We start from the raw sequence: 1603 nt of genomic DNA on the forward strand, positions 1-1603 counted from the left end.
GCCGAAACAACTCCCACAACTCATCCGAGACCAGATGCTCAGCAAGACTCGTCATACCAACACAACGACTCCCCTCGCCAAAGGAAACGTCGTCTTACCCGAGAGGTGCCAAGAGCCGCACGGCCTACGACCCGAACAGCCCCGAAACGGCACTGCTTCACGCTCTCGCAGAGAGCTGGTGGTATCTGAACGGCGGCTTGGAGCGCCTGTACACGTAGTGTCCTGCCACGCCGTGACCGGTGCGCGAGAGGTTGAGAACTCGACTTCCTCTGCCCGGTCTAGGGTCTCAGCCATAGCCCGGTCCCGACCACGCTCTACATGGGGCCCGGATAGCTGCCGTGCGAGCGGAACCCGAAGAACGCAAAGCACGGCGTGGGGGGATCTCCTCCTCCAGCGCGTCCCACACCAGATCTTGGTACTTGTCCTCGTGCGGGGTCATGCGGTTCGCGGACCTGGTCCGCCAGGTCCGCCCAGTACACCGCCTCGGCCTGGGCTTCCCAGGCCGTGCGCTCGGCCGGGCTCATCGAGGCCGGCCACGCCAGATGTACTCGGGCAGGTGAGGCTCCGGGGAGCACCAGGACCAGGTGCCGTCGATCAGCTCATGGCCGGCGGCACGCGCGCAGCGGCCGCCGACGATGGGATGCGCCAAGCCGGCGCACACACGGACCAGTTCGGTCGAGGGTCGCGGGCAATCCGCGCCTGCCGCTTGATGTGGTCATTGCCGGATTCTGGTCACGGTCGTCTCCGATGCAGCGGGTCTCCACTCTTCCCGCCGGACGTCGTGTGAAGGGGTGCAGCCGAACAGACGGGTGTTCATGTGGTGCGTGCTGCGCGGGACCCGACTTCAGTCCTCGTCCGGCGGCACTCCCCCGGATTCGGCGTGGGCGCGGGGCCGCAGCGGAAACGGCGGTTCGCGGCATGCCGTTCACTAGGAGATCTACGGTAGTGGGTGGCACCGACAACCGGGCACGACAGCGCCCTTGAGACCGACGGCCACAGGACCGGTGTCAAGAGCCCTAACGTCCCGTCACCGCAGCCAGCATCCTCACCACGCGCTGACCCGCGCGCAGAACCCCGCTGCCTCCTCCAACTCCGCCCTCGCAGCACAGAACGAGCGCGGCGCAGTCCTACGAGCTCTCGCCGCTGCGGAAAAGCACCTCAGCGATTCCGGGACCGATCGGCCCGCCTGGTGCTCTTGGGTGTCCGAGGCCGATCTCGCAGTCGACTCCGGCCAGGCTCTTCCGGACCTCGGCGACACCGGCCGCGCCCACCGGCTCATCACCGAAGGCGAGCAACTGCTCCCTGCGGCACGCGACAAGACCCGAGGAGTGTTCCTCACCTACCAGGCCGCCAGCCACCTCGACCAGAAGGAGCCAGAGCCCGCCGCAGCCGCCGCCACACAATCCCTGCTTCTGGCCCGCCGCATCGGCGCGCCCCGCTGCACCAGCCTCGTCGAAGCCCTGCTCCCCCGATCGATGTCCAGATCCGCCCCGGCCGGGCATGCATGCGGGGTCTATCAGGAATCAGGTGTGGTTCGTCTGCTTGGCCTACAGGTTCTTCGGTGGGCTGATCGGCTCACACTCGTCCGGCGGTAAGGCGGCCG

General features: G+C 67.4%; 1 protein-coding gene. It reads left to right on the forward strand.

Annotated elements, in window-relative coordinates:
* Positions 1-1199: 1199 nt before the first annotated feature.
* The gene (locus ACWD68_RS41830) at positions 1200-1595 is read left to right on the forward strand and encodes a hypothetical protein (RefSeq protein ID WP_451811710.1); all 396 of its coding nucleotides are present in this window, start codon (positions 1200-1202) and stop codon (positions 1593-1595) included.
* Positions 1596-1603 lie beyond the last annotated feature (8 nt).

Source organism: Streptomyces sp. NPDC005141, from assembly GCF_053599975.1.